This is a genomic window from Methylobacterium sp. 174MFSha1.1, from assembly GCF_900116815.1.
In the GTDB taxonomy this organism is placed as follows: Bacteria; Pseudomonadota; Alphaproteobacteria; order Rhizobiales; family Beijerinckiaceae; genus Methylobacterium.
In genome coordinates this window covers 50,157-74,383 of the sequence record NZ_FPCB01000004.1, presented here as the reverse complement: position 1 = coordinate 74,383, position 24,227 = coordinate 50,157, and the positions used below count along the sequence as shown (strand labels likewise).

Genomic DNA, 24,227 nt, shown 5'->3' with positions numbered 1-24,227 from the left:
GATCGTAAATCCCATCACCGTTCAGGTGACGCGGGAGCGGAGCCCGGCCCTCCCCTCCTCGACCCGTGACGTCCGCCGAGAGCCCCGCCGCGAAGAGCGAGGGTCCAGATGCTCACCGCTTCAGCGCCAGCAATCCCCGCAGATACGGGTCCGGCAGCCCGTTCTCGCGCCCCGCCGCGATCACGCCCTCCAGGTAGCCCGGCCGGGGCACTCCGCCGCTGCCGCGCCCGAGATAGATCAGCGCCCGCCGCACCCCGCCCTCGGTCGAGACCGGCTGCTGCGCCTTGACGTAGAGCCCGCTCGCCACGCCCTCGTAGCGGTCGAGGGCCGGCACGTCGGCGAGGCTCAGCTCCCACAGCACCCCCCAGACCGTGCCGGAGGGGCTGCGCTCCACCGAGGCGTAGCCCTCCCGCATGATCACGAGGCGGTGGCGGTTGAGCCGCCCGAGGCCGAGCACATGCGAGGCGGGGCAGCGCCGGGCCATGGCGGCCCGGTCCATGTTGGAGCCGTAGGCGAAGTACAGCGGCACGAAAGGCCGGCCCTCAGGCGAATTCGAGGATCACCGCGTCGACCGCCAGGCTGTCGCCCTCCTTGGCCTGGACGGTCTGGACCGTGCCGTCGCGCTCGGCGCGCAGCACGTTCTCCATCTTCATCGCCTCGACGATCGCCAGCGGCTCGCCCGCCTTCACCTCCTGGCCGGGGGTGACCATGATGCTCTTCACGAGGCCCGGCATCGGGCAGAGCAGCTGCTTGCCCGAGCCGCCGACCTCCTTGACCGGCATGAGCGCCGCGAGCTCGGCCTCGCGCTGCGTGTAGACCCGGGCCTCCGAGGCGGCGCCCGCATGCTGCAGGAAGACGCCGTTGAGGAGGGAGCGAACCTGGATCGCCGCCAGTTCACCGCCGATCGTGCCGGTCCAGACCGGCTCGCCCGGGAGCCAGTCGCTCTCGACCATCCACTCGGTCCCGTCCTCGAAGGCGACGACGACCCCGTCATTGGTGGTCTCGACGGTCGCCTCGAAAAGCTGGTCGCCGAGCAGCACCACCCGCTCCTGCTCGAAGCGCAGCAGGTACGGCTCGCGCATCTGGCCTGAGATGCCGCGCTTGCGCTCGTTGAGCTGGTGGTCGATCGCGGCCGCCGCGGCGGCCATCCGGCGCGCCACCTCGCCCTCGGGCTTCGGGGCCTCGAACCCGTTCGGGAATTCTTCGGCGATGAAGCCGGTGGAGAGCCGGCCCTCCTGCCAGCGCGGATGGTGCATCAGCGCCGAGAGGAACGGGATGTTGTGGCGGATGCCGTCGATCGCGAAGGCGTCGAGGGCCTGGGCCTGGGAGGAGATCGCCTCCGCGCGGGTCGGGGCCCAGGTGACGAGCTTGGCGATCATCGGGTCGTAGTGGATCGCGATCTCGCTCCCCTCCTCGACGCCGGTGTCGTTGCGCACGATCGCCTCGCCGAGCGGTCCCTCCTCCGGCGGCCGGTAGGTGGTGAGCCGGCCGATCGAGGGCAGGAAGTTGCGGGTCGGGTCCTCGGCGTAGACGCGGCTCTCCACCGCCCAGCCGTTCAAGCGCACGTCGTTCTGCGCGATCGGCAGCGTCTCGCCGGCCGCGACCCGGATCATCAGCTCGACGAGGTCGAGGCCGGTGATCATCTCGGTCACCGGGTGCTCGACCTGGAGCCGGGTGTTCATCTCGAGGAAGTAGAACGACTTGTCCTGGCCGGCGACGAACTCGACCGTGCCGGCGGAATCGTAGTTCACGGCCTTCGCCAGCGCCACCGCCTGCTCGCCCATCTTGCGCCGGGTCGCCTCGTCGAGGAGCGGGGACGGCGCCTCCTCGATGACCTTCTGGTTGCGCCGCTGGATCGAGCATTCGCGCTCGCCGAGGTAGACGACGTTGCCGTGCTTGTCGCCGATGACCTGGATCTCGATGTGGCGCGGGTCGGTGATGAACTTCTCCACGAAGACCCGGTCGTCGCCGAAGGACGAGGCGGCCTCCGAGCGGGCGCGGGCAAAACCCTCCGCCACCTCGTCGGCGGAATGCGCGATGCGCATGCCCTTGCCGCCGCCGCCGGCCGAGGCCTTGATCATCACCGGATAGCCGATCTCGTCGGCGATGGTGACGGCGTGGTCCGGGCTCTCGATCACCCCGAGGAAGCCCGGCACGGTCGAGACCTGGGCCGCCGAGGCGGCCTTTTTCGATTCGATCTTGTCACCCATCGCCGCGATGGCGCCGGGATTGGGGCCGATGAACACGATGCCGGCGGCTGCAAGCGCCTTCGGAAAGGCCTCGCGCTCGGAGAGGAAGCCGTAGCCGGGATGGACCGCCTGCGCGCCGGTCTGCCGGCAGGCCTCAACGATCTTGTCGATGACGAGGTAGGACTGCGCCGCGGCGGCCGGACCGATATGCACCGCCTCGTCGGCCATGGCGACGTGGAGCGCGTCGCGGTCGGCGTCGGAATAGACCGCCACCGTCTTGATCCCCATGCGGCGCGCCGTCTTGATGATGCGGCAGGCGATCTCGCCACGGTTGGCGATCAGGATCTTGTCGAACATCGGAGCGCGCACTCGAGCCTTAGGGGGAAGCCGGGCCGGGGTGGGTCACACCCAAGCTCACTCCCGTTAAAGCATGGCGCGCGCCCCGCAAAGCCGGGTCTTCTCGGCCAGATGGGCGAAGCCCCCGCTCACGCGGCCACCGCGTAGGACAGGATCTCCTCGACGGCGTCCTCGGCGCCGGCCCGGGCGCGGTTGGCCTGAAGCGCGAAGCGGATCAGCGCCGGATCGTTGGTCTCGGCCTCGCGCACCACCTCGACGGCGATGCGGGCGCCCGTTGCGGTCGGGCCGCGGCCGCAGCCCAGCGAGGCGGCGAGCCAGTGGGCGGTGTCGGCGTCGATGTGGCCGGTCGGGCGCTCGCCCCACACGGCGAAATCGACGATTGCCGCCACCAGCCAGTCGCCGAAGGCCTCGTCGGCCTGCGGGATCGCCCGGTCGAGGCCGAACAGCATGTCGGCCTCGTCGCGGCAGGTCAGCCCGTCGGGCAGCACCATGCGGTTCAGCTCGCGCACGTCCTCCAGGCTGACGGCGCCGGCGGCGATGATACGGTTGCAGAAGTGTTGCAGCGAAGCGTTGATCATCTGTCTGTCCTCCCCGGCCTTTGTTGTGCCGGTGCTTGTCCCTGTGTGAGAAGGACTATGCGGGACGGGAGGCCTTCGACAGGTTAACGGCGAGATCTGAATCCCTGTTCAGGTTAAAGCCTGGCAACGGGACGGCGTTGCTAAAGGGTTGCGAGGGCCGGTGTCGAAAATGTAAAGCCAGCTCGTGCCGGAGGGCGCGATGACCGATCCCGATCCGACCGCCCGCGCCGCCCGTCCCGCGGGACGAAGGCGCCGCGGGCAGGAAGGATCTGTTGGCGCTCCTGGCGGCGCTGGAGCCAATCGACGAGGATGTTTCCGACTTCGACGCGGGTTCGGGAAAGCTGCGCGATCGACGTCCCGGACGATCAGGATCGTGGGAGCGAACCCGGCCGCAGGTAGCCGAACATGTGCGGGACGTAGTCGGCCTTGCCGAGCGGCACGCCATGATGGCGCAGGATCGCGTAGGCGGTCACGAGGTGGAAGTAGAATTGCGGCAGCGCCCAGTCCCGCGCGTAGTCGTCACCCGTCGCCATGTCGAAGACCAGACCGCCCCCGGGCTCGAGCGTGACCGGCCGGGCGCTCCCGGCATCGAGCGCGCCCGGTGCGACGGCGTCGAGCCGGGCCAGGGCCTCGGCGATGCGGGCTTGCGCATCCGCCAGCGTACCGGGCCGCTCGCCGGCCTCCCGTCCCTCGCGGGCGAGGTCGTCGAGCGCCGGCGGCACGGGCTCGCCGCCGAGCCGGTAGGTGGCCTCCTGCGCCTGCAGGCAGGCGAAGCGGACCTGCGAGGCGAGCGGGAACATGTCCGGGGTCAGGCGGCGGGCCATCACCCCCTCCGCGCCGTCATGGTCGCGGGCCTTGTCGAGCCAGCCCGAGAGGGCGCGCAGCATCTGCGCGTAGGCGGGCACGAGGAGTTGCGTCGGGGACATCGGGCCTCCTCGGGACAGTAAAGGCGGTCTACCGCACGATCACCTTCGCGTCCGCGCCGACCCGGTTGTACAGGTCGACCACGTCGATGTTGCGCATCCGGATGCAGCCGGAGGACGCCGCCTGGCCGATCCGCTCGGGCTCGTTGGTGCCGTGGATGCGGTAGAGCGTGTCCTTGCCGGTGCCGTCCGCCAGATAGAGGGCGCGGGCACCGAGGGGGTTGGCGGGGCCGCCCTGCATCGCGTGGACGTGGGGCCAGCGCTTGATCATCTCGGCCGGCGGGTGCCAGTCCGGCCAGGCGGCCTTGCGGAACATCCGCGCCGTGCCGGTCCAGCCATAGGCCTCGTCGCCGACGGTGACGCCGTAGCGGATCGCCTTGCGGTCGGGCAGGACGTAGTAGAGCTGCCGCTCCTTAGTCTCGACCACGATGGTGCCTGGCGCCTCGCCGGTCGGGTCCTCGATCATGTAGCGGGCGAAGCGCCGGTCGATCTCGGGCTCCGGGACCATCGCCATCCACTCCTTGTCCCGGGCCGACAATTCGGGATCGGGCGTGGCGCGGTACATGCAGCCCGGCAGCGCCAGGACGGCCCCCATTGAGACGGCCCCCGTCAGGACGAGGGCGAGGACGGGGCGGGGGCGGCGCATCGGGGCGGAACCTTGCAAGGCGGCGGGCCCAGGCCCGCGAATCAGTCGTCTCGTGGAGGGTAAAGCGTGGCCGTTAGCGCGCGAAGCGGGGGATGACGCTCCCGCGCGAGTTGCCGCGCCTGTGTTGCGTCCGGGCCATGGCCCTGCCACGGTGCGGGTGGGGACGGCCGGTCATGACACCGGCCGACGGGAACGCTTGAAGCGGGCACGATGACGACGCTGTACCTCTGCCATCCGGCCTCCCTCGACCACGACACGCCGCCGGGCCATCCCGAGCGGGCCGACCGCATCCGGGTGATCGAGCGGGCGCTGGAGGACGAGCGCTTCGCCGCCCTGGTGCGCGAGCAGGCGCCGCTGGCCGACCTCGCGGTGGCGGGCCTGGCGCATCCGGAGAACTACGTCGCGGCGATCGCCGCCGCCGCGCCGGACGAGGGGCTGGTCGGCATCGATTCCGACACGGTGATGTCGCCGGGCTCGCTCGAGGCCGCGCGGCGGGCGCTGGGGGCGGCGGTCCGGGCCGTCGACGAGGTGATGGGCGGCCACGTCGCCAACGCCTTCGCGGCGATGCGCCCGCCCGGCCACCACGCCGAGCGCGAGCGCGCCATGGGCTTCTGCCTGTTCAACACCGCCGCGGTGGCGGCGCGCCACGCGCGGCAGCATCACGGCGCCGCCCGGGTGGCGCTCGTCGACTGGGACGTCCATCACGGCAACGGCTCGCAGGACATCTTCTGGGACGATGCCAGCGTGATGTACCTCTCGACCCACCAGATGCCGCTGTTTCCCGGCACGGGGGCTGCCTCCGAGCGCGGCGAGCACGACACCATCGTCAACGTGCCGCTGCATGCCGGCGACGACGGCGACACCTTTCGCGAGGCCTTCGCCCACGGCGTGCTGCCGCGCCTCGACGCGTTCCAGCCCGACCTGATCGTGATCTCGGCCGGGTTCGACGCGCATTGGCGCGATCCGCTCGCCAACCTGAAGCTCACCGAGGCCGATTTCGCCTGGGCGACCCGGGAGGTGATGGGCATCGCCGACCGCCGCTGCGGCGGCCGGGTGGTGTCGCTGCTCGAGGGCGGCTACGACCTGATCGGGCTGTCGAAGTCGGTCGCCGCCCATGTCGAGACGCTGATGGGGCGGTAGGGGCGCGTTCGGCCGGCACGGATTCGGACCGGCTGGTCGGTATAACTCTGCGTCATCCCGGGGCACGGCGCAGCCGAGAATCCCGGATCCATCACCGCCGACGATGCGGAACCACGCGGTACGCGGCCCGCTGCATCCCGAACCGTCAGCGGTTATGGATCCCGGGTTCCGCTTTCGCGGCCCCGGGATGACCAGGAGGGTTTCACCAACGTCGGGGATGTCAGCAGGCACCGACGAGGCGCCCTACCCCTCCGGCGGCTCGTCGGCGACGATCTCGATGCCGAAGCCCGACAGGCCGACATAGGAGCGCGCCGCGCTCGAGATGTTGCGGATCGAGACCACGCCGAGGTCGCGCAGGATCTGGGCGCCCAGGCCCACCTCGCGCCACTGGCGCACGCGCGCCGCCTCGGCCCCGTCCTCGCCGGCGCCATCGGGCAGCTGCGACAGCGGTACGCCGGCGGTGCCGTCGCGCAGGTAGACCAGCACGCCGCGGCCCTCCTGGGCGAAGCGGCGCATCACCGCCTCGATGGTGCGGCCGCCCTCGATCACGTCCGCCACCACGTTCGAGCGGTGCAGCCGCACCAGCACGTCGCGGCCCTCGCCGATGCGGCCGTGCACGAAGGCGAATTGCTGCATCGGCTCGAACGGCGTGGTGTAGGCGTAGCCGGTCAGCTCGCCCCACTCGGTCTTGACCGGGAAGGTGCCGACCCGCTCGACCAGCTTCTCGCGGGCCTGGCGGTAGGAGATCAGATCGGCGACCGAGATCTGCTTGAGATTGTGCTTCTCGGCGAAGGCGGTGATCTGCGGCCCCTTCATCACCGTGCCGTCGTCGTTGGCGAGCTCGCAGATCACGCCGACGGGCGGGAGCTTCGCCAGCCGGCAGAGGTCGACGGCCGCCTCGGTATGGCCGGAGCGCATCAGCACGCCGCCGTCCTTGGCGATCAGCGGGAAGACGTGACCCGGGCGCACGAAGTCGGTGGCGCCCATGTTGCCGTTGGCGAGCGCCCGCACGGTGTTGCAGCGCTGCTCGGCCGAGATGCCGGTGGTCAGCCCGTGCTTGACGTCGACCGTGACCGTGAAGGCGGTGCCGAGCGGCGCGTCGTTCGAGGCGACCATCGGCTCGAGGCGCAGGCGCTTGGCCTCCGCGGCGGTGATCGGCGCGCAGACGATGCCGCAGGTGTTGCGGATGATGAACGCCATCTTCTCCGGCGTGCAGAGCGAAGCGGCGATGATGAGATCGCCCTCGTTCTCGCGATCGTCGTCGTCGGTGACGATCACGATCTCGCCGCGGGCATAGGCGTCGATGGCCTCGATGATGGACGCGTGGGTCACGGGCATCTCCTGTCCCGGGGGCGCGAGCCCCAGAAGCTCTTTCCCCAGGAAGTCGTTGGGGGTGACGGCGCCGCCGGTCTCCCGCGCGACGGCAGCCGCCGTCTCCCGCGAGAGCCAGGGCTCGGGATTGTTGCACAACCCCGTCACCGCCGCCGGCGAGAGCCCGCAGCGCCGCGCGAAGTCGAGGCGGGTCACGCCCTGCTGTCGGAGCCAGTCGCCGAGTTTCACGCCCCCGTCATAGCCTGACGACCGTTTCAGTCAAACTGAAACGACAGCGGCGTTCATCCAGGCTGAAAACCAGCCCCCTCCCCGACCTGCCCGCGGTGGCGCAGCCAGTGATCGGCCAGCACGCAGGCCATCATCGCCTCGCCGACCGGCACCGCCCGGATGCCGACGCAGGGGTCGTGGCGGCCCTTGGTCAGGACGTCGACCGGGCGGTTGTCGCGGCTGACGCTCGCCCGCGGGGTCAGGATCGACGAGGTCGGCTTGACGGCGAAGCGGCAGACCAGCGGCTGGCCGGTGGAGATGCCGCCGAGCACGCCCCCGGCATGGTTGGCGAGGAAGATCGGGCGGCCGTCGTTGCCGGGCCGCATCTCGTCGGCATTCTCCTCGCCGCGCAAGGCGGCCGCCGCGAAGCCGTCGCCGATCTCGACGCCCTTGACGGCGTTGATCGACATCATGGCGGCGGCGAGGTCCGCGTCGAGCTTGCCGTAGACCGGAGCGCCGAGGCCGACCGGCACGCCCTCGGCCACCACCTCGATCACCGCGCCGACCGAGGAGCCGGCCTTGCGGATGCCGTCGAGATACTCCGCCCACTGCATTGCTGCGGTGGCATCGGGGCAGAAGAACGGGTTGTTGTTCACCTCGTCCCAGTCGAAGCGGGCGCGGTCGATCGCGTGCGGGCCGATCTGCACCAGGGCGCCGCGGATCGTCACCCCGGGCAGCACCTTGCGGGCGACGGCCCCCGCCGCCACCCGGGCGGCGGTCTCGCGGGCCGAGGAGCGGCCGCCGCCGCGATAGTCGCGGATGCCGTACTTGGCGTCGTAGGCGTAATCGGCGTGGCCGGGCCGGTAGCTGTCGCGGATCTCCGAATAATCCTTGGAGCGCTGATCGACGTTCTCGATCATGAGCGCGATCGGCGTGCCGGTGGTGAGCTGGCGCCCGTCCGTGCGCTCGTCCGCGAACACCCCGGAGAGGATGCGGACCTGGTCCGGCTCCTGGCGCTGGGTGGTGAAGCGCGACTGGCCCGGCCGGCGGCGGTCGAGCTCCGCCTGAATCTCCGCCGCCTCGAGCGGGATCAGCGGGGGGCAGCCGTCGACGACGCAGCCGAGGGCCGGGCCGTGGCTCTCGCCGAAGGTGGTGACGCGGAAGAGATGGCCGAAGCTATTGTGCGACATGGTGGCTACGTGAGATGGCGGCGTCGCTCTAGAGCATTTTGCGCCGGACGGGAAATGATCTCGCGAAGCCACCGAGTGCCGAGGGGGCCATCCGGACCGGGTGCGCCCGGTCCGACCGTCGGGCGGCGGGTCAAGCTGGCCAGGCCCGCGAACCGGGACAGCTTGACATTGTCGTCGCCCGGCTCATACATCCTCTCGATTTTTGCAATGCGAGAGAAATATTACGCCCCTTGAAGCAAGCGCGATCCGAGATTAGCACTGTCATAATTTCAGACCGCGCTCCCATGACGAAATATCATATACAAGTATTTGGCAAGACGACTGGCAACCGCGAGGGGCGAGATGAGTTTCTTCAAGCTGGCGCGACGCATCGCACGCAAGAAGGATGCGGCGCTCGACGTCGATTTTTATCGCGCCTACTACGCGGACGTCGCCGATGCGACGGATGATGCGGTCGTCAAGCACTGGGAAGAGTTCGGGCGGAGCGAAGGGCGCTTCCCGAACGAAGCGAGCGCCCGCGCGGCGGCGACGGCCAGCGACAAGCTGCCGAACGATTTCGACGTCGCGACGTATCTCCGGCTGAATCCGGACGTCGCGGCCGCGATCACGTGGGATTTTCAAGGCGCCCTCCACTACATCGAGCATGGCCGGGCGGAGAAGCGGCCCTATGGCGGCGCGTCGCACCCGACGGCCGGCCCCGCCGGAACCGGTCTCCCGCCAAGCTTCAACCTCGCGAGCTACGTCGTCTGCAATCCCGACATCGCGCGCGTGATCGCGTCGAATGCCGGGCGCCTGAGGCACTATGCCGAGCACGGACGGGCCGAGAATCGCAGCTACCTTCCCCTCTTCTACGATCCGACCTTCATCGCGCAATTGTACGGCGTGACCGTTCCGCGGGGCATGAGCGTCGAGGAGGCGGTCGCCGCCGTCAAGCAGCGGCTGCAGCCGCCGGACGACCAGCCGATCTATTTCAACGAAGACGAGATCGCGAAATTCCACGACATCAACATCCCGTATTTTTCTGAGTATTTCGATCACGATCTCTACCGCTACCAGCAGCTGAGACAAAGCGATCAGTTCTTCAACCGCGCCGAATGCATCCGGCATTTCTGCGAGGTCGGCCAGCACGAGCAGTTCGACATCTCGCGCCGGGGCGCGTTCGATGACGACTTCTTCCGTGCCGAGTACGAGAGCGACGGCCCGACCTCCTCGTCGCGGCAGGAGCGCTACGCACGCTGGCTGAGGAGCGGCGCGGACGACCCGCTCTACCCGAACCTGCGGGTGCTCGTGCACCAGACCCACGGGGCGAAGCTGCCGCGCGCGGTCGATGCGGCGATCGCACCGCAGATCGGACGGGGGACCAAGCCGAGCCGGATCATCGACGACCTGCTCGCCTGGACGCTGGACGTGAGCGAGCCCGCGGTCGCCGCCTTCTTCGTCGACGTCGCGGATGCCCGCGCCAGGCAGGGCAGGAGCGTCGAGGCGGCCGAGCTCTATGCCCGCGCCCTGGCCCGCCTCCCCGATCATCCCCGCGGCCTCAATCACCGGGCGGACCTCATCCATCGCGGCGGCAACCTGGCCCTGGCCACCAGCCTGCGCCGGCAGATCGTCGCCCTCGACCGCAGCAACGAGTGGACCTTCATCCACCTGTCCCAGGGCCTCCTGGATCTCGGCGAGCCGGAGGCCGCCGAGCGCGCCATCGCGGCGGGCGTGACCAAGTATCCGGGAGATGTCGGCCTGCGCCGCCGCTTGCGCGAGACCCGGGAAAAGTACTTCTACGACGTCTGGGAGAAGAGCGCGGACGTCGCCCTCGATGCCGGCTACGACGAGGCGCGCGCGCGGGTGACCGAGGCGGCGCAGCGCCTGGCCCGGGATGGGGAACGGCCGGTGGTCAGCGCGGACCGGGTCCGCCGCGTCGCCGTCTACGCCAATTGCGATCTGGCGCAGTGCCGCTTCTACCGGGTCGACCAGCGCGCCGAGCAGCTCGCGGCGGCCGGCTACGAGGTCAAGGTCTACAACTATACCAAAGACCATGACGCCTACATGGCCGACCTCGCGGAGACCGACTACACGATCTTCTACCGGGTTCCGGCATTCCCTAACGTCATTGACGCGATCGACAAGACCGCCGATCTCGGCATCGTAACGATCTACGACATCGACGACCTGGTGTTCGACTCGACGTATTTTCCGCCTGCGCTCGAAAGCTATGCCGGGCTGATCGATGCCCGTCAGCACGCGTCGATGGCCTGCGGCGTCAGCCTGTTCGCCGAGGCCGCGTCGTTGTGCGATTACGGCATGGTCTCGACGCCGAGCCTCGCCCGGCACCTCGAAGGCCGGGTCAGGACCGGGACGGTCTTCCACCAGCCGAACGCGCTCCACAGCGCGCATCTCGTCAGCATGCGGGGGGAGGCGACGAAGACCGGCGACGTCGTCACGATCTTCTACGGCTCCGGGACCAAGGCCCACAAACTCGACTTCGAGCAGCTGATCGAGCCGGCCCTGGCGCGGCTGTTCGAGACCCATCGCGACCGGATCCGCGTCGTGGTGATCGGCGACATCACGCTCTCGGCGCTGCTGCGCCCCTGGGCGGAGTACATCATCGCCTCGCGGCCGATCGCCAACGTCGCGTCGTACTGGGACCTGCTGCGCGAGGCCGACATCAACATCTCGGTGCTGGTGCCGGACGTATTCAACGACTGCAAGAGCGAGATCAAATGGATGGAGGCCGCGATGTTCGGCATCCCGTCCGTGGTCAGCGGCACGCAGACGCATCGCGAGGTGATCGTCGAGGGCGAGACCGGCTTCCTGTGCGACTCGAGCGCGGCGTTCCACGCTGCCCTCGACCGCCTGGTCCGCTCGTCCGACGAGCGTCGGCGGATCGGCGAGGCGGCGCGGCAGGTCGTGCTCGACCGCTACGGGCTGGAGCGGCAGGCCGGGGAGCTCCGCCGGATCATCGACCGGTCGACCTCCCGCCAGCTCGCCCCGCGCAGGAAGCTCGTCATCGTCAACGTGTTCTACCCGCCGCAGGCCATCGGCGGCGCGACCCGGGTCGTCCACGACAACGTCCGCTCGCTGCGCACGATCCTGGGACCCGAGTGGCAGATCGACGTGATCTGCACCCTGGAAGGCGGGCCGGTCCCCTACGGCCTCGACTGGTACGTGCGCGACGGCGTGCGGGTGTTCTGCATCACCGCCGGCGACCACCCCGACATCGACGCCCTGGTCGAGGATCCCGAGATGGGTCGCGTCTTCGATCGCGTCCTCGACCGGATCGATCCGGACCTGATCCACTTCCACTGCATCCAGCGGCTGACCACGAGTTGCGTCACCGCCGCGATCCGGCGCCGCATCCCCTACCTGATCACGATGCATGACGGCTGGTGGATCTCGCCGCACCAGTTCCTGACCAACGGCAACCGGGTGGTGGAGACCTACGACTTCAGCGGCAAGGCCTCCCTCGACACCTACGTGAGCGACGGCTACGCCCGGGCGCGGACGCTGCTGCGCTGCATCAAGGGCGCCGCGCGCGTGCTGACCGTGTCGCAACCCTTCGGCGAATTGTGCCGCGGCGTCGGCCTCGACCGGATCGAGGTGGTCGAGAACGGCGTGTCGCGCCTGCCGGAGGTCCACCGGACCGCGAGCCCGACCGGCCGGGTCCGTCTCGGCTTCATCGGCGGCCTGGCCGACCACAAGGGCTACGGCCTGATCCGCAACGTGATCATCAACGAGAGGTTCGAGAATCTCAGCCTGCTGCTGATCGACCATGCCATGCACCCGAGCGAGCGGGTGGAGGAATTGTGGGGCAACGTGCCGGTCGAGATCCGGGGCAAGTTCTCGCAGTCGAATGTCGGCGGCCTCTACGCCCATATCGACGTGCTGCTGGCTCCGTCGGTCTGGCCGGAGAGCTACGGCCTCGTCACCCGGGAGGCGATCGCCTCCGGCTGCTGGGTCGTCGCCTCCAACCGCGGCGCGGTGGCCGATTGCGTCGTCGAGGGCCGCAACGGCTACGTGGTCGACGTCGCGGACGAGTCCGGCCTGCTCGCCGCGCTCCGGTTCATTGATGCGAACCCGGAGACCCACCTGCGCTCGCCCGACTACGCCGCCCCGATCCGGAATGCGGACCAGCAGGCGCAGGAACTGGCCGTGATCTACGGCGAGGTCGTCGGCGCCGCGGAAGCAAAGCGGGCCTGATCCCGCGATCCGCGCCCCCCGGCGCGGATCCTCCTCCGGGAGCGGCCGGCCCTCGACGGTAAAACGCTCCGGCAGCGATGCCGGGGCGCGGGATGTGACGCGGGAGTGTCGGACGGGCGCGGCCGCTTCGTTTCAGCGTCGCGGCTGGAACAGCGGCTGGGCCAGGGCCTCGGCCCGGGCCATCCACAGGTCGCGCTCGGCGCGCAGCTCCTCGGCCTTGTCGACCTCGTGCTGGACATGGGCGCGCAGGGAGCGCAGCTCGTCAGCCAGCAGGGACTGCAGCTCGTCGTAGCGCCCGTGCTCCTGTCGCAGCCGGGCCTTGAGCATCATGTTCTCGGCCATCAAAGCCGCGAGGTCGTCCTGCTCCGCGGCCGTTGGCGAGGCCGGCGGCGCCTCGGGCTCGGCCGTCAGCACCGGTTCGGCTGGGGCGACGATGCGGGGCTCCCAGCTCGGCTGGGGCTCGGCCGGCCGGCGCGGCGCGGCGCGGGCCTGGTCGGCGGCGTCGATCCGCGACAGGGTCGCGAGCCAGTCCTGCAACGGGCCCGAGGGCTGCCGCGCGGCGGCGGTGGTCTGCGTCTTCAAGGCCGGTTCGGACACGCCGCATCTCCTCGCGAATCTTGACCGACAGTTAACCTCCCGCATGGTTAAGAAGCGGTAAATGCGGCCCCGACGTCGATCGGCCGCATCCCGGACATTGACATCGCTGGCGCAGGGGGCTAGGCCGCGCCCTTCAGAAGACGAGGTCTCGTCTCGACGCCGACCGGCCCCGTGAGGCCGGAGGTCAACGCCCGACAGCGCGACGCGCCCTCGGGCGCGACTGGCGTTGCGTACGACCTCGCCACCCGCTGCCCGAAGCCGGGCGGCTCCGCAGGAGACCGGATGACCAGGACCGACCCCACGCCGTTGCGCATCGAGGACGCGGTGAACGCGCTCTGCCCCTGGTCGGGCAAGCCGATCGCGGCGGATTCGCTGACGCTCTACAACGGCGCGGTCGTGGGCTTCTGCAATCCCGATTGCCGCGACAAGTTCGAGCGGGCGGTCACCCATTTCGAGGGCGCCCTGCAGGCCCGGCGCGCCGCCTCCGCGGGCGTGAACGAGTAGATCCCCGGAGACGACGCGCATGTTCGAAGGCCTCTCCGACCGCCTCTCCGGCATCCTGTCCGGGCTGACCCGCCGCGGCGCCCTGACCGAGGCCGACGTCACCGCCGCCCTGCGCGAGGTGCGCCGCGCCCTGCTGGAGGCGGACGTCGCCCTCGAGGTGGTGCGCTCCTTCACCGAGAAGGTGCGCGAGCAGGCCGTCGGCGCCGTGGTGCTGAAGTCGGTGACGCCCGGCCAGATGGTCGTGAAGATCGTCAACGACCAGCTCGTGGCGATGCTCGGCGGCGAGGCCGGGGTCATCGACCTCAACGCGCCCGCCCCCGTCGGCATCCTGATGGTCGGCCTCCAGGGCTCGGGCAAGACCACCACCACCGCCAAGATCGCCCGCCGCCTGACCCAGCGCGACAAGCGCCGGGTGCTGCTCGCCTCCCTCGACACCCGCCGCCCGGCCGCGATGGAGCAGCTGGCGGTGCTGGCGAGCCAAGTCGGCGTCGAGTCGCTGCCGATCGTCGCCGGCCAGTCGGCGGTGCAGATCGCCAAGCGTGCCATGGAGGCCGCCCGCCTCGGCGGCTTCGACGTGGTGATGCTCGACACCGCCGGCCGCGTCACCCTCGACGAGGCGCTGATGCAGGAGGCTGCCGACGTCAAGGCGGCCACGAACCCGCACGAGGTGCTGCTCGTCGCCGACGCGCTCACCGGCCAGGACGCGGTCAACACGGCGCGCGCCTTCGACGGACGCCTCGGCGTCACCGGCATCGTGCTCACCCGCATGGACGGCGATTCCCGCGGCGGCGCGGCGCTCTCGATGCGCGCGGTCACCGGCAAGCCGATCAAGCTCGTCGGCACCGGCGAGAAGGTGGATGCCCTCGAGGAGTTCCACCCGGCCCGCGTCGCCAACCGCATCCTCGGCATGGGCGACATCGTCTCGCTCGTCGAGAAGGCGGCCGAGACCATCGACCAGGAACAGGCCCTTCGCGTCGCCGAGAAGATGCGCAAGGGCAAGTTCGACCTCGACGACCTGTCGATGCAGCTCGCCCAGATGGAGAAGATGGGCGGCATCGGCGGCCTGATGGGCATGCTGCCCGGCATGGGCCAGATCAAGAAGCAGGTCGAGGGCGCCAACCTCGACGAGAAGATGTTCAAGCGCCAGCGCGCCATCATCTCGTCGATGACCCCCGAGGAGCGCCGCAACCCCGACGTGCTCAAGGCCTCGCGCAAGAAGCGCGTGGCGAAGGGCGCCGGCGTCGACGTCTCGGAGATCAACAAGCTCCTCAAGATGCACCGCACCATGGCCGACATGATGAAGGCCATGGGCTCGGGTAAGCGCGGCATCGGCCAGGCGCTCGGCAGCATGTTCGGGCTCGGCGGCGGCGGCATGGGGGCGATGGGCAAGATGATGGGCGGCATGCCCCAGCCCACCCCCGAGATGCTCGCCGAGCTGCAGAAATCCCTGCCCCCCGGCACCACCCTTCCGCCGATGCCCCCGGGCCTCGGCGGTGCCAAGGCGCCCGGCCCGGCCGGCAAGGCGCCTCCCGCCGCCCCCGGCCTGCCGGGCCTCGGGGCCAAGCTCCCGGGCCTGCCCGGCCTCGGCGGCCTCCCCTTCGGCAAGAAGAAGTAGGCGGTCAGGGGCAAGGCCCCTCCCCGCCCGCGACGTCGAAACGTTCCTCCCAACCTCACGACAGGAAGAGACCCATGTCCCTCAAGATTCGCCTCACCCGCGGCGGCGCCAAGAAGCGCCCGTACTACCGCATCGTCGTCGCCGACGCCCGCGCCCCCCGGGACGGCCGCTTCATCGAGAAGGTCGGCGCCTACGACCCGATGAAGCCGAAGGATGATCCGGCCCGCGTCATCCTGGAGACCGAGAAGGTCCAGGCCTGGCTCGCCAAGGGCGCCCAGCCGACCGACCGCGTCCTGCGCTTCCTCGACGCCGCCGGCCTCGCCAAGCGCCCGGCCCGCAGCAACCCGCAGAAGGCCGAGCCGGGCACCAAGGCCAAGGAGCGCGCCGCCGCCCGCGCCGAGAAGGCCGGCGCCGCCGCCGACTCGGCCGAGTAAGCCTGAAGACCGTGGCGCGCCGCCCCGACGCCCGCCCCCCGCGCGGCCAGGCCCCCAAAGGGCCCGGCCGGGGGGAGTCCGATCCGCGTCGGGGCGCAGGCGCGCCGGCGCCGCAGCGCGCCAACCCTGCGCCTGTCAGGCCTGAATCCGGGATCGCCGCCGATCCCGGATTCGTGCTGCTCGGCGAATTCGGTCGCGCCCACGGCCTCAATGGCGAGGTGCGGCTGAAATCCTACACCGCCGACCCGACCGCGATCGGGTCCTACGGCCCGCTCACCGGGGCTGACGGCCGCCTCGTCGAGATCGCGTCCCTGCGCCCCGCCGCCGGCGCTCCCGACATGCTGATCGCCCGCGTCGCCGGCGTCTCCGGCCGCAACGGGGCCGAGAGCCTGAACCGGCTCGCCCTCTACGTCGCCCGCGACCGCCTCGGGGCTCCGGAGGACGAGGACGAGTTCTTCGCCGCCGACCTCGTCGGGCTGGCGGTGGTGGATCGCGACGGCAAGTCCGTGGGCACTGTGCGGGCGGTGCCGAATTACGGCGGCGGCGATCTCCTGGAAATCGCACCGGCCACGGGCGGCAGCCCGGCCCTCCTGCCCTTCACCAAGGCCTTCGTGCCCGAGATCGACGTCGCGGGCCGCCGGGTCGTCGTCGACCCGCCCGAGGACCTGTTCGCCCCGGCGGCACCCCGGGATCCGGACGCGGCCTGAGGGCCTGCGCGAGCGGGCGGGCGGAGCGACTTGCCATCCGCCTCGTCATTCCGGGGCTCGCTGCAGGCGAGAGCCCGGAATCCATAACTGCTGACGTCGGAGAACGAGGCGGATCGCGGTCTGCCTCGTCCTGCATCGTCAGCGATTATGGATCCCGGGTTCCGCTTTCGCGGCCCCGGGATGACAGCGTGGGTGTCGGCTCGGGCCCCGATCGACGGGCACCCGGGCGCGGGACGCCCCTTACCGCCCGCGATTCTTGCGCTGCTGGCCGAGGCCGGAGCTCTTGGCGAGTTCGGAGCGCTGGGCGGCGTAGGTCGCGGCGACCATCGGGTAGTCGTGCGGCAGGCCCCACTTCTGGCGGTACTGCTCGGGCGAGAGACCGCGGGTGGTGAGGTGCCGCTTGAGCGACTTGTAGGGCTTACCGTCCTCCAGGCTGATGATGTAGTCCGGCGTCACGGTCTTGCGGATCGGCACCGGCGGCGTGGGCTTCTCGGGCTCGGGCGCCGGAGGGGCGGCGACGCGCTCGAGGGACGAGTGCACGGCGGCGATCAGGCTGCCGAGCTCCCCGACCGGGACCGAGTTCTTCGACACGTAGGCCGAGACGATATCGGCCGTGAGCATGACGAGTTCGCCCGGCTCCTGATCCTGAGTATCCACGTCTGACATTCTGGGGGTTCCGCTTCGAGAGTGTGGTGGACGGAGGCGTTGCAGCGGGGCCGGCCCGGCGCCGTGCCGCCACCCGGTCTTCTTGAGGACCGTCCGCTACCCAAGTCCGCAGGCGCGATCACCCGGTCCCTCAGACTTGGTGGCAACTCTCATGCTCGTTCGCAAGCTGGTAGCAGCAACGCAGGGGTCAAATCAGGTAGTTCCTGTGGATTTCAGCACGATACAACCAAGCTGAATATACTCAAGGTTGTAACTTTTGAATTCACGTTGCCGATAATTGCATAAAAATCTATCCGGGGGCGGTATTGGGAACGAGAGGCCACGGTCGAGAGCTCTGGCGCAGTTCCGACCGCCAGCGGCGGCCGGATGAGGGGCTGAGCGATCCGGCGTGGCGGGGCCGGTGCGGGGGTCAGGCGACCTTGTCCGGCTGCCGGGCGGCGGCATCGTGCCGGGCCTGGATCTCGATGAAGACGCGTCGCACCTTGGGGCTCAACGCCTTCATCCGCGTCTCCAGGCGACCGACCAGCCGCTCGATCTCGCCGGCGGAGAGGCGATCGTCCATGTCGAGGCTGACATTGACCAGGATGTCGGCCGGGCCGAGATGCTGCGTCAGCACCTCGTTGACGTGCTGCACCCCCGGCTCGGACCGGACGATCTCGTGCAGGCCGGCGACGAGTTCGGGCTCCGCCGCCTCGCCGACGAGCAGGCCGTGGGTCTCGATCATCAGGAAGATCGCCATGCCGATCAGGATCAGCCCGATGACGATCGAGGCGATGCCGTCGTAGGCGGGCTGCTCCAGGGTCTCCGCCAGGATCACGCCGGCCAGCGCCACGACGAGGCCGGTGAGCGCCGCCACGTCCTCGACCAGCACGGTGAACAGGGCCGGATCCTTGCTGCGGCGGATCGCGGTGATCGGCGGCCGCTCGCCCTTCTCGCCCCAGAACGCCTTGAGGGCGACGAAGCAGGAATAGCCCTCGGCCGCGACCGCGAAGCCGAGGATCGCGAGGTTGACAGTGAAGCCCGGGATGCTGCGCCCGAAGATCACCGCGTCGGCGGCGGGCTCCGGGTGCTGGAGCTTGTGGATGCCCTCGTAGACCGCGAAGGCGCCGCCGCCGAGGAAGATCAGGAGCGCCACCAGGAAGGCGTAGAAATAAACCTCGCGGCCGTAGCCGAACGGGAAGCGGGCATCCGCCGGCCGTTGCGCCCGCTTCAGGCCGACGAGCAGGAGGATCTGGTTGGCGGTGTCGACCACCGAGTGGACGCCCTCGGCCAGCATCGCGCTGCTTCCGGTGAAGAAGGCGCCGACGAACTTCGCCGCAGCGATCGCCAGGTTGGCGCCGGCGGCGGTGTAGATCGCGCCGCTGCTCTCGTGGGCCATGTGCTCTGAGCCTCCGTCGCGCCCGGCGAGCGTGGCCGTGGCTGACGGGAGTAACGCTGCGGGATGCCGGATGGGTCCTGTCGCCTGCGGTGATTCCCGTCACCCGCAAACATCGTCCCGCAGGATTTGTACGGTGCCCAGTATACACTCTCTGGCTGCGGTTCACTTTGGCGGCGCAGGTGCGAGCGAAGGCCGCCCATGCCTTCAACTCGTGGTCAGCACGGAAGCGCGGCTGACCTTGCGGACATGACCGTTCTGATCCAGACCGACGCCCGGGTCGGTGGTGCCGTTGCGGAAGTACATGATATCGTGAGAGAGCGCCTGGTGCATGGAGGGCGCAACCTCCTCCAGAGGGAGCATCTGGCCGTATCTCAAACGCTAACGAGATCGATCGCCCCCGGATCGGGCGATGCCCGGCGACTGTGATGGAGATCTGGCGATGCGCCTACAAGGCGAGACGGTGGTGATTATCGGAGGGGGCTCGGGAATAGGCCTCGCCGTCGCCAACATGGCACACGGCGAAGGGGCTCGGCTCGTGGTGGGCGGGCGATCCCGGAACAGGCTTGACGCCGCGATAGCCGGACTGGGCGCCGAGGCTCGCGCGATCGAGGTCGATACGGCCGATCCGGCCTCGATCCAGACCTTCTTCGCGCAGGTCGGCCGCTTCGATCACCTGCTGGTCACCGCAGCGACCTATCGCGTCGTAGCCATCGACGACCCGGACGACGATGCCGCCGAGAGCCCGTTCCGCTCGAAGTTCTGGGGCCAATACCGCGCCGTCCGGGCTGCGCTGCCGTATCTCTCGTCGTCGGGCTCCATCACTCTGATGGCGGGAGCGGCCGGTGCGAGACCCTTGAAAGGCGGGTCGGCCTATGCCGCGTGCAATAGTGCCATCGAGGGATTGGGGCGCGCGTTGGCCATCGAACTGGCACCGATGCGCGTGAACACGGTGTCCCCGGGCACGATCGACGGCTCATTGTGGCGGAGCCGTCCTGATGCCGTGCGCGAGACGGCTTTCGAGGGCTGGCGGGACATGGCGCTCTTGCGACGGACAGGGACCGAAGACGAAGTCGCGCAGGCCATTCTGTTTCTGATGACCAATCGCTTCATGACCGGATCGACTCTCTATCCCGATGGTGGATACGCGCTGAAGCCATAGATTTCGGCGCGCCGTCGGATCAGCCATCACCCCGGTCGGGACCGAGACGTCATCGGCCAGCTTGGCGCATCGGCGCCGCGTGGCGTAAGGGCTCGCCATGCGGATACGCCTTGCGTCGAGGTCACTGGCGCTGCATTCGTTCCCGTGCCGCCGGACTCAGGCAGCGTCGCGCAACGGCGGCGCGGGGGTCTCCAGCCCGAAATACCCGTAGAGCGCCGCGATGCTGTCGGCGAGCAGGCGATCGAGCGGCGCCAGCGCCGCCTCGTCCGGCACGCGCCCCTCGACCCGGGCCGCGTGCTCGATCTCCCGCAGATGCGCGGCGAGGGCCGCTGCGCCGACATTGAGGCTCATCGACTTGAGCCCGTGCGCCGCCCGGCCCGCGGCCTCCGCGTCGTCCGCCGCCCGCAGGGCCGCGAGGCCGTCGGGCCCGTGGGCGGCGAACAGCCCGAGCACCCGCTCGACGAAGGCCGAGCCGGAGCCCTCGGCCATCTCGGCGAGCCCGGCCAGGGTGTCGGAATCGAGGAGCGAGGTCGAGGACTCCGCCTCCGCGACATCGCCCGGCTCCGGCGCCGCGCCCGTTTCCCCGCTCGTGCCGAGGGCCGCCGCCAGCGTGCGGGCGAGGTCGGTCAGGGTGAAGGGCTTCGCCAGCACGCCGTCCATCCCGGCCTCGCGCCAGGCCCCGGCCGCCGTGCCGACGACGTGGGCGGTCGCCGCCACGATGTGGACGGGGCTCGAGCCGGTCGCGGCCTCCCATTGCCGGATCGCCCGGGCGGCGTCGAAGCCGTCGAGACCGGGCATCGAACCGTCCATCAGGATCAGGTCGAACCCGCCCTCGCGGACCGCCTCGAGCGCCCCGAACCCGTCCTCCACGGTCACCACCCGCGTCACGCCGAGGCGGCCCAGCGCCTCGGCCGCGACCTCGCGGTTGACCGGGTTGTCGTCGGCCACCAGCACCCGCGCGGCGGGGAAGCGCGGCAGAACGGCGACCGGGCCGGCCTCGGCGCCGATGCCCGCGAAGCTGCCCCCCGTGGCGAGCGCCGCGAGGGCCGGGTGCCACTCGCCCTGCGCGAGCGGCCAGCGCAGCAGGGCGTCGGCGAGCCTCGAGGACAGCACCGCGGCCCCGCTCGGATCGCCCATCGCCGCGATGGCGAGGACCCGGCCGGCCCCCGCCGGGCGGCGCCCGGCCCGGGCGAGATCGCCGGCCTCGACGAGGTGATGCGCGCCTTGGCCCCCCTCGCCCGGCGCGAAGCCGGCCTCGCGCAGGCCTTCCGTGAGGACGAGGCGCGTCGCATCGCCCGTCACCGCGACGACGACCGCCGGCACGATCCCGCCCGCCCGCAGCACCGGCTCGACCGGGTCGGCGCCGTCGAGGGGAATCTCGGCCCAGAAGGTCGAGCCCTGGCCGACGGTGCTCTCGACCCCGATCCGCCCGCCCATCGCGGACACGAGGCGCTCGGCGATCGACAGGCCGAGGCCGGTGCCGCCGAAGCGCCGGGTCGTCGAGCCGTCCGCCTGCGAGAAGGCGGAGAAGATGGTCGGCAGGGTCTCGGCCGGGATGCCGATGCCGGTGTCGGACACGCTCAGGCGCAGGGTCGCGCCCCGGTCCACCGTCTCGATCCGCACCAGCACGTGGCCGGATTCGGTGAACTTGAGGGCGTTGTTGACGAAGTTGCCCAGCACCTGGCCGAGCCGGACGGGATCGCCCTGGATCGTCCGCGGCACGTCCGGCGCGACGTAAGCCGCGAGGTCGAGCCCCTTCCCCCGGGCGCGCTCGCCGAACAGGGTCGCGACGGTGTCGGCCACCTCGGCCGGATCGAGGGCGATGCGCTCCAGGGTGAGCTTGCCGGCCTCGACCTTGGCGAAGTCCAGGATGTCGTTGATGATCGCGAGCAGGCTCTGCCCCGAGCGCGCGATTACCTCGGCGTAGCGGCGCTGGCGTGCCGGCAGCTCGGCGGCGGCGAGGAGTTCGGCCATCACCAGCATGCCGTTCATCGGCGTGCGGATCTCGTGGCTCATCGTCGCCAGGAACGACGACTTGGCGCTGTTGGCCGCCTCCGCCGCCTCCTTGGCCTCGCTGAGGTCGTGGGTGCGGTCGCTCACCTCCTGCTCCAGCCGGCCCTGGTGCTCGACGAGGCGGTGGTCGCGCTCGCGCACCGCGTCGATGAGGCCGTTGAAGCTCGTCGCCAGCCGGCCGACCTCGTCGCCGGATTCGGCGCCGGACGGCAGCACGGCGTGGCGGCCGTAATCGTGGTTCTCGCGCACCGCGTCCATGGTGCGGGCGAGCGCCGTGAGCGGCCGGGTCAGGGCGCGGCCGAGGCGCCAGGCCACCGCGAAGCCGACCGCCATGGCGAGGGCAGCAGCCATCAGGGCGTTGCGCACCACGTCGAACAGGCGCCCGACGAGGTCGGCGGTGTCGGCGATCAGGGTCACCCGCCCGACGATCCGGGCGTTCTCCACCACCGGCACGCTGACCTTGACCGTGCGGGCCAGAACGAGGGCGAGCGGCGTCAGGCCCGCCTCGTCGAGGTCGAGGTCGTCGGCGAGGCGCAGGCCCGTTCCCTGCTCGGCGAGCGCCGTGCCGTCCGGGCGGGTCAGCCCGGCATAGACGATGCCGTCCTGGCGACCGATCGCCCGGAGCGCCGCGTGGGCGCCGGCGGCGTCGTCCGCCGCGGCGGCGCCCGCGGCGGCGGCGGCGAAGACCGAGGCGAGGCCGGTGAGCGCCCGGCGCGTGTCGGCGGCGTAGCGGTCGACCTCCGACCAGGCGCCGAGCGCCGTGCCGGTCGCCAGCGCGACCATCACCGCGCCGAGCACCGTCCGGCCAAGGCGGGCCGCGAGGCTGCGGGCCGGACGGGAGGGCGCGGGAGACGGAGCCGAAGACGGGGCCGGCGGAGGGGCTTCGGCCGGAACGGGCACGGCCTCGATCCGCGCGGCGCCGACCCGGACGCCTTCGGCGGGAGCCTCGGCAGGGGTGATGTCGGCACCGGACGCCTGGGCGCGCCCCGCCCGGAACGCGGCACGCAGCCGCAAAGGCCGCCCGCGGGGGCCGGGCAGGCTCTGCGTCGGTCCGCCGGTTTCCGCGCCGGGATCCCCGGCGCGGATCACCCGGGCGCGCAGGCTCCGGTTCTGTCCCGGCCCGTCCGCGGGAAAAGAGTCTTCCGGTGCATCCGTCATCCCGGTCGTCACGGCCTCGAATCCTCTCAGGCGGCGCGGCTCGCGGCCTGGCCGACCAGGTCCGCGACGGCGTCCCAGCGGGACAGGAAGGCGTCGACCACCGCCGGATCGAAATGCGCCCCGGCCTCCCGCAGCAGGAAGGCGTGGGTGGCCTCCAGGGTCCAGGCGCGCTTGTAGGGCCGGTCGCTGGTCAGGGCGTCGAACACGTCGGCCACCGCGACGATGCGGCCCGGGAGCGGGATGGCGGTGCCGGACAGCCCGTTGGGATAGCCGGCGCCGTCCCAGCGCTCGTGGTGGCTCACCGCGATCTCGGCGGCGAGGCGCACCACGTCGGAGGAGCTGTTGGCCAGGATGCGGGCGCCACGCTCGGCGTGGCGCTCCATCTCCCGGCGCTCCTCGGGAGTCAGGGGACCGGGCTTGAGCAGGATCGCGTCGGGGATCGCGATCTTGCCGACGTCGTGCATCGTCGAGGCGAGGCTGATCAGCCGGCACTGCTCGGGCGGCAGGCCGAGGGCCTCGGCGATCAGCAGGGCGTAGGTCGCCACCCGGGCGACGTGGTCGCCGGTATCGGTGTCGCGGTGCTCGGCCGCGCGCATCAGCACCGTGACGATCTCGCGCTCGCGCGCCTCGACCTCGGCCACCGCGGCGGCGACCTCCCGGGCGAGCCGGGCGGCCTGGGCCTGCTCGGCCTGATGGGCCCGGCGCAGGGCGAGCAGGTTGGTGACGCGGGCGCGGATCTCGACCGGGTCGCAGGGCTTGTTGACGAAGTCGGTCGCGCCGGCCTCCAGGGCGGACCGCCGCAGGGCGCGCTGGTCGAAGCTCGTCACCATCACGATCGGCACGTGCGCGAAGCCAGGCAGCGCCCGCAGGGCCCGGATCACCGCGAGCCCGTCCATCCCGGGCATCTCGTAATCGGTCAGGACGATGCCGATCTCGTCGGCATGGGAGGCCGCGAAGGCGAGCGCGTCGGCCGGCCGGGTGAAGCTCTGCGGCCGGCAATCGGCGATCGGCCGCAACGCCTCGAGCATCAGGAGGTTGTTGAGTTCGGCATCGTCGAGGACGATCGCACGCATGAGGTCTCCTCCGGCAGGGGATCGCCACCGCCCGGCGAACCTGCCGGGGAAACCTTGACAATCCCCTGACCCAAGGTCGCGGTTTTACCCCGATCGGCCGAGGTTGCGCCCCTCACTTGGGTGACCGCGGCGTCTTTGGCTTTGAAACCGGACGCCGTCGGCGCTAG

At 70.8% G+C, this 24,227-nt stretch carries 20 protein-coding genes; 7 read left to right on the top strand and 13 right to left on the bottom strand.

Annotation, left to right across the window (positions count from 1 at the left end; genetic code table 11):
• Positions 1-112: 112 nt before the first annotated feature.
• The 5 genes from BM430_RS00340 to BM430_RS00320 all read right to left on the bottom strand — a co-directional run bounded on the left by BM430_RS00340 (position 113) and on the right by BM430_RS00320 (position 4,693).
• Complete coding sequence (locus BM430_RS00340) at positions 113-529, bottom strand: gamma-glutamylcyclotransferase family protein (RefSeq protein WP_093564200.1); 417 nt, start codon at positions 527-529, stop codon at positions 113-115.
• Between the two features lie 13 nt (positions 530-542).
• Positions 543-2,546, bottom strand: coding sequence for an acetyl-CoA carboxylase biotin carboxylase subunit (locus tag BM430_RS00335; RefSeq protein WP_093564198.1), 2,004 nt, complete (start codon positions 2,544-2,546; stop codon positions 543-545).
• 128 nt (positions 2,547-2,674) lie between these two features.
• Positions 2,675-3,124: a hypothetical protein gene (locus BM430_RS00330; RefSeq protein ID WP_093564196.1), complete on the bottom strand. Its 450-nt coding sequence runs from the start codon at positions 3,122-3,124 to the stop codon at positions 2,675-2,677.
• A gap of 365 nt (positions 3,125-3,489) precedes the next feature.
• Positions 3,490-4,050 carry a DUF1993 domain-containing protein gene (locus BM430_RS00325; RefSeq protein ID WP_093564194.1) on the bottom strand — a complete coding sequence of 187 codons (561 nt, stop codon included), beginning with the start codon at positions 4,048-4,050 and terminating at the stop codon, positions 3,490-3,492.
• 28 nt (positions 4,051-4,078) lie between these two features.
• A complete protein-coding gene (locus BM430_RS00320) occupies positions 4,079-4,693 on the bottom strand; it encodes a L,D-transpeptidase (protein ID WP_177302873.1) in 615 nt (204 codons plus the stop codon).
• A 210-nt stretch (positions 4,694-4,903) separates the two neighbouring features.
• Between BM430_RS00320 and BM430_RS00315 the strand changes: the two genes are divergently transcribed.
• Complete coding sequence (locus BM430_RS00315) at positions 4,904-5,833, top strand: histone deacetylase family protein (RefSeq protein WP_093564190.1); 930 nt, start codon at positions 4,904-4,906, stop codon at positions 5,831-5,833.
• A gap of 243 nt (positions 5,834-6,076) precedes the next feature.
• Here BM430_RS00315 and ribB read toward each other — a convergent pair whose 3' ends face one another.
• A complete protein-coding gene (gene ribB, locus BM430_RS00310; protein WP_093564710.1) occupies positions 6,077-7,171 on the bottom strand; it encodes a 3,4-dihydroxy-2-butanone-4-phosphate synthase in 1,095 nt (364 codons plus the stop codon).
• 275 nt (positions 7,172-7,446) lie between these two features.
• Positions 7,447-8,562 (bottom strand): chorismate synthase, encoded by a 1,116-nt coding sequence (aroC, locus tag BM430_RS00305; protein WP_093564188.1) that lies wholly within the window; start codon positions 8,560-8,562, stop codon positions 7,447-7,449.
• 342 nt (positions 8,563-8,904) lie between these two features.
• Between aroC and BM430_RS00300 the strand changes: the two genes are divergently transcribed.
• A complete protein-coding gene (locus BM430_RS00300; RefSeq protein ID WP_093564186.1) occupies positions 8,905-12,756 on the top strand; it encodes a glycosyltransferase in 3,852 nt (1,283 codons plus the stop codon).
• A gap of 132 nt (positions 12,757-12,888) precedes the next feature.
• Here BM430_RS00300 and BM430_RS00295 read toward each other — a convergent pair whose 3' ends face one another.
• Positions 12,889-13,353 (bottom strand): hypothetical protein, encoded by a 465-nt coding sequence (locus BM430_RS00295; protein ID WP_093564184.1) that lies wholly within the window; start codon positions 13,351-13,353, stop codon positions 12,889-12,891.
• A 282-nt stretch (positions 13,354-13,635) separates the two neighbouring features.
• Here BM430_RS00295 and BM430_RS00290 point away from each other — a divergent pair, with 282 nt between their 5' ends.
• The 4 genes from BM430_RS00290 to rimM all read left to right on the top strand — a co-directional run bounded on the left by BM430_RS00290 (position 13,636) and on the right by rimM (position 16,613).
• Positions 13,636-13,857, top strand: a complete 222-nt coding sequence (locus BM430_RS00290; protein ID WP_093564182.1) for an eL24 family ribosomal protein — start codon at positions 13,636-13,638, stop codon at positions 13,855-13,857.
• Positions 13,858-13,876: 19 nt separating this feature from the next.
• A complete protein-coding gene (ffh, locus tag BM430_RS00285; protein ID WP_093564180.1) occupies positions 13,877-15,472 on the top strand; it encodes a signal recognition particle protein in 1,596 nt (531 codons plus the stop codon).
• Between the two features lie 74 nt (positions 15,473-15,546).
• Positions 15,547-15,906 carry a 30S ribosomal protein S16 gene (gene rpsP, locus BM430_RS00280; protein ID WP_093564178.1) on the top strand — a complete coding sequence of 120 codons (360 nt, stop codon included), beginning with the start codon at positions 15,547-15,549 and terminating at the stop codon, positions 15,904-15,906.
• Positions 15,907-16,058: 152 nt separating this feature from the next.
• Positions 16,059-16,613, top strand: coding sequence for a ribosome maturation factor RimM (rimM, locus tag BM430_RS00275; RefSeq protein WP_244539254.1), 555 nt, complete (start codon positions 16,059-16,061; stop codon positions 16,611-16,613).
• A gap of 240 nt (positions 16,614-16,853) precedes the next feature.
• Here rimM and BM430_RS00270 read toward each other — a convergent pair whose 3' ends face one another.
• The 3 genes from BM430_RS00270 to BM430_RS35500 form a co-directional block, all read right to left on the bottom strand.
• On the bottom strand, positions 16,854-17,279 hold the full coding sequence (locus BM430_RS00270; protein WP_093564174.1) for a Ros/MucR family transcriptional regulator: 426 nt from the start codon (positions 17,277-17,279) through the stop codon (positions 16,854-16,856).
• A 409-nt stretch (positions 17,280-17,688) separates the two neighbouring features.
• Positions 17,689-18,657: a cation diffusion facilitator family transporter gene (locus tag BM430_RS00265; protein WP_093564172.1), complete on the bottom strand. Its 969-nt coding sequence runs from the start codon at positions 18,655-18,657 to the stop codon at positions 17,689-17,691.
• 204 nt (positions 18,658-18,861) lie between these two features.
• Positions 18,862-18,987: a hypothetical protein gene (locus BM430_RS35500; RefSeq protein ID WP_280142252.1), complete on the bottom strand. Its 126-nt coding sequence runs from the start codon at positions 18,985-18,987 to the stop codon at positions 18,862-18,864.
• 79 nt (positions 18,988-19,066) lie between these two features.
• Between BM430_RS35500 and BM430_RS00260 the strand changes: the two genes are divergently transcribed.
• Positions 19,067-19,816 carry an SDR family oxidoreductase gene (locus BM430_RS00260; RefSeq protein WP_093564170.1) on the top strand — a complete coding sequence of 250 codons (750 nt, stop codon included), beginning with the start codon at positions 19,067-19,069 and terminating at the stop codon, positions 19,814-19,816.
• 156 nt (positions 19,817-19,972) lie between these two features.
• Here BM430_RS00260 and BM430_RS00255 read toward each other — a convergent pair whose 3' ends face one another.
• Together BM430_RS00255 and BM430_RS00250 are read right to left on the bottom strand one after the other, a co-directional pair.
• Positions 19,973-22,999 (bottom strand): hybrid sensor histidine kinase/response regulator, encoded by a 3,027-nt coding sequence (locus BM430_RS00255; RefSeq protein WP_244539234.1) that lies wholly within the window; start codon positions 22,997-22,999, stop codon positions 19,973-19,975.
• Positions 23,000-23,013: 14 nt separating this feature from the next.
• Positions 23,014-24,060 carry a response regulator gene (locus BM430_RS00250; RefSeq protein WP_093564168.1) on the bottom strand — a complete coding sequence of 349 codons (1,047 nt, stop codon included), beginning with the start codon at positions 24,058-24,060 and terminating at the stop codon, positions 23,014-23,016.
• Between the last annotated feature and the right edge of the window lie 167 nt (positions 24,061-24,227).